This window comes from Microcoleus sp. Aus8_D2, from assembly GCF_036702665.1.
GTDB lineage: Bacteria > Cyanobacteriota > Cyanobacteriia > Cyanobacteriales > Microcoleaceae > Microcoleus.
Window position 1 is genome coordinate 174,353 of the sequence record NZ_JAUBUN010000011.1, and the last position, 7,410, is coordinate 181,762.

At 42.6% G+C, this 7,410-nt stretch carries 9 protein-coding genes; 3 read left to right on the forward strand and 6 right to left on the reverse strand.

Features of this window, described 5'->3' with window-relative positions:
* Positions 1-5: 5 nt before the first annotated feature.
* Positions 6-1,595, reverse strand: coding sequence for an Hsp70 family protein (locus QUB64_RS11775; protein ID WP_333276716.1), 1,590 nt, complete (start codon positions 1,593-1,595; stop codon positions 6-8).
* A gap of 74 nt (positions 1,596-1,669) precedes the next feature.
* On the opposite strand from QUB64_RS11775, the gene QUB64_RS11780 reads away from it, so the two are divergent.
* The 3 genes from QUB64_RS11780 to QUB64_RS11790 all read left to right on the forward strand — a co-directional run bounded on the left by QUB64_RS11780 (position 1,670) and on the right by QUB64_RS11790 (position 4,513).
* The gene (locus QUB64_RS11780) at positions 1,670-3,001 is read left to right on the forward strand and encodes an AAA family ATPase (protein ID WP_333276719.1); all 1,332 of its coding nucleotides are present in this window, start codon (positions 1,670-1,672) and stop codon (positions 2,999-3,001) included.
* Position 3,002: 1 nt separating this feature from the next.
* A complete protein-coding gene (locus QUB64_RS11785) occupies positions 3,003-3,548 on the forward strand; it encodes a hypothetical protein (RefSeq protein ID WP_333276721.1) in 546 nt (181 codons plus the stop codon).
* Between the two features lie 263 nt (positions 3,549-3,811).
* The gene (locus QUB64_RS11790; RefSeq protein WP_333276724.1) at positions 3,812-4,513 is read left to right on the forward strand and encodes a CPBP family intramembrane glutamic endopeptidase; all 702 of its coding nucleotides are present in this window, start codon (positions 3,812-3,814) and stop codon (positions 4,511-4,513) included.
* A 175-nt stretch (positions 4,514-4,688) separates the two neighbouring features.
* On the opposite strand, the gene QUB64_RS11795 is transcribed toward QUB64_RS11790, so the two are convergent.
* From QUB64_RS11795 to QUB64_RS11815, 5 genes are all read right to left on the reverse strand, one after another.
* Positions 4,689-4,862, reverse strand: a complete 174-nt coding sequence (locus tag QUB64_RS11795; RefSeq protein WP_333276726.1) for a hypothetical protein — start codon at positions 4,860-4,862, stop codon at positions 4,689-4,691.
* A gap of 90 nt (positions 4,863-4,952) precedes the next feature.
* Positions 4,953-5,078 carry a hypothetical protein gene (locus QUB64_RS11800; RefSeq protein ID WP_333276729.1) on the reverse strand — a complete coding sequence of 42 codons (126 nt, stop codon included), beginning with the start codon at positions 5,076-5,078 and terminating at the stop codon, positions 4,953-4,955.
* A 496-nt stretch (positions 5,079-5,574) separates the two neighbouring features.
* Positions 5,575-6,060: a DUF192 domain-containing protein gene (locus QUB64_RS11805; protein WP_333276731.1), complete on the reverse strand. Its 486-nt coding sequence runs from the start codon at positions 6,058-6,060 to the stop codon at positions 5,575-5,577.
* 47 nt (positions 6,061-6,107) lie between these two features.
* On the reverse strand, positions 6,108-6,734 hold the full coding sequence (locus QUB64_RS11810) for a TraX family protein (RefSeq protein ID WP_333276734.1): 627 nt from the start codon (positions 6,732-6,734) through the stop codon (positions 6,108-6,110).
* The gene (locus QUB64_RS11815; RefSeq protein WP_333276736.1) at positions 6,731-6,982 is read right to left on the reverse strand and encodes a hypothetical protein; all 252 of its coding nucleotides are present in this window, start codon (positions 6,980-6,982) and stop codon (positions 6,731-6,733) included. The genes QUB64_RS11810 and QUB64_RS11815 overlap by 4 nt, the downstream gene beginning before the upstream one ends.
* Positions 6,983-7,410 lie beyond the last annotated feature (428 nt).

Genomic DNA, 7,410 nt, shown 5'->3' on the forward strand with positions numbered 1-7,410 from the left:
AATTCCTAACTTAGCTGCACTACTGGTTTATCCTCTAACAAATTTTGATTGGTCAGCAAATCTTCAACAGTTATCCGCAAAAATCGCTGTTCGTCAACGCGGAAGAAAATTTTGATGCGATCGCCCCCCGGATACCCAGGCGGCGTCAATTGCGCGATACTGCGAGCTCCGTCTTTGTCATTGAGCGGCTGTACGGATCTTTCGCCCGCGAGTTGGCGAGTAATTAGCCGATCGCCGTCAAAATAGATCTCCGTGCCACCAGTTTCTGCTCCCAATTCGCCGATAATTAATTCTATGCTGGGCTGATTTTCCAAAGAAGCTCCCAAGACTAATTCTACTGGTTCGCTCATCGGATACGACTGACCGGATTTAATTAAATTGTGCCAACTGTGGCAATTGTCGCGGCGGTTCCAGTAGCGAATGCCGTAACTGTGATAGAGAAAATCTTTGATTTCTACGCCTTGACTCAATTGTAGAGCACCTTGGGCGATCGCCTCAAAGGGTTTGTCGCACCGAATTTTGGCCGGATCGAAATATTGCTGCACCCAACGCTGCACCGCCGGAATTTGGACAGTACCGCCAACGAGCAAAACTGCATTGATGTCGCCAATTTCTAAGCCTTGGCGCCGCGCTTGCTGCAATACTTGATTCATGCACTCGTCGAGGTTCTCAAAAAACTGATGTTCCGCGAGAATAGATTCAAAGCCCGATCGGTCTAATTCTAATTCATAACTCTCAAAATTTTCGTCATCAAAATAAACCTCAACCGCATTATTTAGCAAAGATAACTGAATCTTTAGCCTTTCTGCCAATCTCGTTGTAATCGGAGATTTTGCCAGTTGTTTTGTTTTGACAAAATAGTCCACCAGCCAATTATCAATATCAGAACCGCCCAAATTTTGTCCAGCTTTAGCCAAAACCCGGGCAACTTTTGTCTTTTGTGATGAAGATTCAGCCAGCAATTTTTCGCCCCATTTCAGCAGAAAACCCAGGGGCTTTTTGCCAGCAGAAATATCCAGCCGTACCAAGGAAATGTCTAGAGTTCCGCCACCGAAATCAATCACTAACAGGATTTCGCGATCGGCCAAACCATAACCCAAAGCAGCCGCCGTAGGTTCATCCAACATCCGCACCTGTTCTACTTGCAGAGATTCAGACACTTTACCCAACCAATGGCGGTAAGCTTCAAAACTATCTACCGGCACAGTAAAAACCAAAGAATCTACCGGGAATGGCAGTTCGCGAATTGAGCTGACAATTTGGCTCAAATACCACTCACCTACTCGTTCAAAATCTACAATTTGCCCGTCAAGTTCCGGCACAAAACCCTGCACAGAAGTGCCAATTCCCCGCTTAAAATTGCGGAAAAACCGAGAATCTCCACTCAGATCGAGGCCTTTGTCGCGGACTTGCTGACCGAGGATGACTTTACTTTGAGCAGCGTCCTCAACGTAGAGCAAACTGGGAATTAGAGGCGGATTTTGAACCGAGATTGCCGACAATCCCGGTAATTTCAAAGTTTCCGGCTGCTGGAGTGCCTGATTCCAGCGAGCGACGACGGTGTTGCTAGTTCCAAAGTCAATTGCGATCGCCATTGGGCAAAAATACACAGCTACTAGGGTTTAAATTATCTTATGATATTTAGAGCAGCAAATGCAAACATAACATTATGACTCAATCCACTTTCTTTGAAGCCGAGAACAAAGAGCCTGTACAGGGAATTACTGAAATTGCAGTATGTGGCTACAAGTCTATTTACGAAGAGTGCAAAATTGAAGTGCGATCGCTGACAATTCTAGCCGGTGCCAACAGTTCTGGTAAGTCTAGCATTATGCAGCCACTATTGCTGATGAAGCAAACCCTAGAAGCCCCTTACGACCCCGGTGGTTTGAAACTTGACGGGCCTAATGTTAAATTTACATCAGCAGAACAAATATTGTCTAAATTCTCTCCAGAAAAATACAGCGATGAGTTTTATGTCAGGCTGAATATAGGAACAGATAATTTTTTCGTCAGCTTGTTCAGAAAGCAGCCCAAGCAGGGTATTAAAGTTGTCAGAGCGATTTACTGTCTTCCTTATGACGGCAAAAATATTACTATTTTTCCCGGAATGCACCATCAAGAATTGATGGAAATAATTCCCGAAAATCTGGCTGAAAATTACAATATATTGTTAGATAATTTTGAAGAAGAACCGCCATTATGGGCAGTGAGTAATGTCCGAGGTTTTTTAGACTTGCAACTTGGCGACAGTCAGTTTAGTTCATCCTATTTAGCAATAAACTTTCAAAAACATATTCGCCGCATAGTGCACGTTCCGGGGTCGAGAGGCAATCCAGAACGCACCTACAATACCGCAGCATTTGGCAGTGAATTTACTGGCATTTTTGAAAATTATGTTGCTAGTATAGTTCATCACTGGCAAGAAACAAAAGACGATCGCCTGATAAAATTGGGTCAAGCTTTAGAATTCCTGGGACTCAACTGGAAAGTTGAAGCCCGACAGATTAATGACGTACAAATTGAACTGCTAGTAGGTCGTTTATCCCGCCACGGCCTTGCAAGTGATATGCTAAGCATTGCTGATGTTGGCTTTGGGGTATCGCAAACTTTGCCTGTTCTCGTTGCCTTGCTCGTAGCAGAACCCGGACAATTAGTTTATCTAGAACAGCCAGAAATTCACTTGCATCCTCGCGCTCAAGTTGCTTTAGCAGAGATATTAGTTGATTCTGCAAATAGAGGTGTGCGAGTAGTTCTAGAAACTCACAGCGAATTGCTGCTTTTAGCAGTTCAATCGTTAGTTGCCGAGGGTAAAATCTCATCGGATTCAGTAAAACTTCACTGGTTTAAACGGCGCGACGATGGTGTTACAGAAGTTAGTAGTGCCGATTTAGACGAGACAGGAGCTTTTGGAGATTGGCCTGAAGATTTTGGCGATGTTTCTTTGCATCTAGAAAACCGCTATTTGGATGCAGCCGAAGCTGTTTTGTGGAAGCGTTAACATGGCAGATAAAGTTTCTAAACGCCTGGTAATTGATGCTTCTGTGGCGCGTGCTGCTGGGGGAGAAGATGCAACCTATCCCATATCTGTTTACTGTCGCGATTTTCTCGAAGCTGTCTTGGATATTTCTCACCGAGTTGTCATGACTCCAGATATTAGAGATGAGTGGAACAAACATCAATCAAAATCTGCTCGTATATGGCTGCGCCGGATGGTGGCCAAGAAGAAACTGTGTCCCTGCGATATCGCAGTAGATGATGATTTGTGGTGTCAAGTTGAAGCGATTGCCGAGAGCGATAAAGAGCGGGAAATAATGGTTAAAGATTTGCGGTTGGTGGAAGCTGCGATTGCTACCGATCGCACAGTAATTTCACTTGATAACAAAGTCAGACAATGTTTTGCTAAAGTAGCATTACAGGTTGATGAGCTTAAAGATATTATATGGGTAAACCCAGCCCAAATAGCAGAAAAACCTCTTAATTGGCTGCAAAATGGTGCTGAACCCGAAATAGAACGATCGCTCGGATTTCAAAAAGCCGACAACTGAGTAGATTTAGAGTAATTGCTGATTAGGATCGGAAGTGCGATCGCAATTATACCAATTTTTCGATGCCACAAGGGCGCGCCACTTTGATAAGCGGCACAAAACTCATACTATTTTAGATGTTAGATTTTAAATTGGGCATGACTGACGGCATCAGGATTTCAGGTTTGGCTAAAGTTGCATTTTTGTGAAACTGGTATCACCTCTGCGTAGCAGCTAAGCTTTTACCTTTGATGTCAATCCAATTTTCAAAGGTGGCGTAAAAAATGCTGGATATTGGCGATCGCAAACGCAAACGCAAAACAGCACTCTTGGCTCTCACACTGCTCGTCCCCGCTGCGAGTATTGGTATAATAACAGGTTTGTATATTGCCCCGGGAAGCTGGGGACAAGCCGTATCAGTCTTGTGTCAAGTTTGGTTGCTAGTTTTGCCGATCGCCTGGTCTGTTTTAGTCGATCGGCAAAAACTGCATTTATCCCTGCCCAAGCCACGAGAATTGCTCGCTGGAGCCATTTGGGGAATATTAATGTTTGCCACGATCGTGGGTATTTACAGCCTTTTCGGTCAGCACTGGATCGATCCTGTAGCAGCCAAAGAAAAAGCTCGCCAATTGGGAACGAACAGCCATAATATTTACTTCATTGTTGAAGCATATTTTGTGCTAATTAACTCGCTAATTGAAGAATTTACTTGGCGGTGGTTTGTCTGCAACAAATGCCAGATTCTGATACCGGGAACACCAGCAATATTTCTCAGTTCACTATTTTTCACCCTCCACCACATTTTTGTAATCGCAGCCTACAGCGACTGGCGCGCTGTAATTTTAGGCTCATTCGCCGTCTTCGCCGCCGGGATAATTTGGTCGCACTGTTATCTGACTTATCGTTCGCTTTGGCCTAGTTATATCAGCCACACGATCGCTGATTTAGCCCTAGCAATTATTGCTTGGCAAATCCTGTTTAACTAGCTAATTTTTTAGCTAGTATCGCTGCCAATTATAGAGTAAAAGTTGACACTTTCCTCAACTCGCTCTCCCGACTAATATCTCCCCCATCATCTGAAATGATTTATTAGCAATTTCCAGCCCCAAACCCGTACCGCCGTACCTGCTTTGTAGTAGACAAGTCCACTTGCGTCAAAAATTAAAATACTCTCTCAATTTTGTCTGCATTCATCCGAATTCCAGGAGCGCTGAATTTGAAACTAATCCATTTTTCACCAGCCGAAATATCCGATTCAGCTTCCTGCTCCCTGCTTCTTCCTTCCCGCTTCGCTTCTGGACCTAAAACATCCGATTCTGCTTCGTTTGAGCCCATAAAACTAAATTTATAGTGGTGAAAATTTATGTTCGGTAGCGCGATTGGGAAACCTACTTTTTCAAACAGTCCCCCACGCACCGGGTTTTTTCACGTAAATACGATCGGTGAGGGTGAGGGATATCGGTTGAAAAACCAGGTTTCTTCGCTGACAAACTGCGATCGATCGCGCCCATGCCGATATTTGAGCAAACCACCATCTCTAAATCTTGACAAAATCTCATATTTTGTCAAAAAATACCGACAGCACAGTTACAAAAAAATCAAAGCGGGCGGTGTTTAGAGCTGTTGGGGCGATCGGGAAATTAACCTTCTCAAGTAAGAATTTCCCTCTGTGAGAGCGCAGTATAAAATGTTGCCAACGGCGATCGTAAATTAATCTGAATATTGTTACCCATGCTACCTTTCACCGCACAGTAAAGGTTGGTGCTTTGCGGTTTCCCGTACCTCCCTGTCTGTAGCATCAGCAATAGCTGTTGTGTTAGACAGAATCCCCAGTGTTATATTTTATGGGTGGCGAATCGGGGCAGCACCGGCGTTGGGGGCAATTTTCGCGAAAGTTCGTGTAAGAACTAGCCACTATTGGTGTTATTTGGTGATGGTACCGCTTAAGCGCGGCCAGGGCGAATTGTGAAACATCGATTCAACCGATATAGGGCCTCTGTGGGTTTCTACTTTCAAGTTCGATTCTTGAAAACACCTTTTGCCAAAATCATTGTTGTGAATTGTGTAAAAATTCGATTTTGATTCGATCGCCTATTCTGATACCAAGTTTAGCGGACTGACCGCCTTGGAGTTCGATTACTCGATCGACAGTAGTGTTGGGCGCATAATTGGGGCAAGGATTGGTGACACAAGGGGGTGCATTTGCTGTGATGGTTGTGACAATTTCATTTCGCACAAAAATCATATCCAAAGGAATTTTGCAGTTTTTCATCCAAAAATTTAGTTTTTGTGCTGGTTTAAATTCAAATAGCATTCCCCTGTCATTAGCTAAAAAAGTTCTATTCATTAAACCAGTTGCTTGCTCTTTTGTTGTTTTAGCAACTTCAAGTTTGATTAACTTATTGCCTATTTGAGTTTGAGCTGAAATGGGTAAAATTTGGCTAGACGTTATTTCGGGAATAGAAAGCGAGCACCCTAATAGAAATAAAAGTGTGCTAATGGTTAGGAAATTAGTCAAATATTTTCCGAGCATGATGATTTTAGGTTTTGGTGTTTTAAGGGAATTTTCAAGTTAGATTGTTAGATTGCTCGGAGTGCCGCTAGTCCTGCTATGTGGATTGGGTAAAAGTAGTAAAAGAATTTTTTTTCAATATCCCTTGGTTTGCGATCGCACTTTGGATCGTGATCTGCCAATATAAATGGCGCGAATATTGCAAAAATTTGATACCAGCATCCAGTGGTGGCAGCGTAAATGGTATTTGTCACAGTCCAGCCAAACCACCAAATTTTGTTACCTTTGCCTTTCAATCCAATTATTATTAGCGGGCCAGCTATTGCATACCAGCCGTAGCTTATTCCTAAAATTTGTGCGCTGATTAAGCTGATTGCTAGTATTGCGATTTTGCGATCGGATTTGTGAATATGTTGGAATGCTATTGCTATTACGGCAAAACTCAACATTATGTTTAGTTGAAAGTTGTTAAATAGCAGTACGTACGGAAATTGTGAAATTACCCCAAGCAACAACAGTCTGATTGTTAATGTCTTTTTCTCTCCTGGTCTTTGCCAGTTTTGTACAAAAACCCAAGCAAACAGCGGGAAACTTAAGCGCCCGACGATTCTGAGCGGTTCCACTTCAATTAAAACTCCGATGTGATCGGCAAGCATGAGGATTGTTGCTAACCACTTGATTTGATTTTGACTCATGCTCTTAATTGTTCCTGAAATATAGCTAATTTAAACTTTCCCGCTTCCGAGATTGCATACAATCTAGTTTTTATTTTCCATCCTCCGATAACAAGCTGGCGCGATTTCAATTTTTCTAATCGTTGATATATTCCTCTTTTGCAAAGGTTGATATTCACTAATCTGAGTTCATTTTGAATTTCTTTGATATTTTTGCCGTAACTTTTTTGGGCTAATATTTTTAGTAAAAGCATATCAACTGTGGTCATATAGGTCATATAGGTCATATGGGTTTTAGAGCAGACTGTGATTTAACAACTTTAGATAATTTGTCCTTAAAATGCAACTTTAAAGATTTGTAAAGTTGGTAATAAATAAAATACGCGATCGTACTGTTGTTTAATACTTGCAATTAGTTTATCTTAAATCTATATGACTTGAGGGATTTTTATGATTGAGTCAATTTTGGCATTGACGATTGTTGCAGCACCATTACCTGTGCTAATGCCTCTACCGCTTCCGACACCTGTTCCAATCTTTACTCCCGTAGTTAGTCCTAAACCGGCACCGCAGCTTAGCGCCCAAACCTGGGAACAGAAAATGCTTGAAAGATATAACACAAGGAAAAGATCCTAATGGCAATAACTAACGACGGCCGCCAACTTTTAGACAGAATACTTTCTGTCGCTCAATCTCC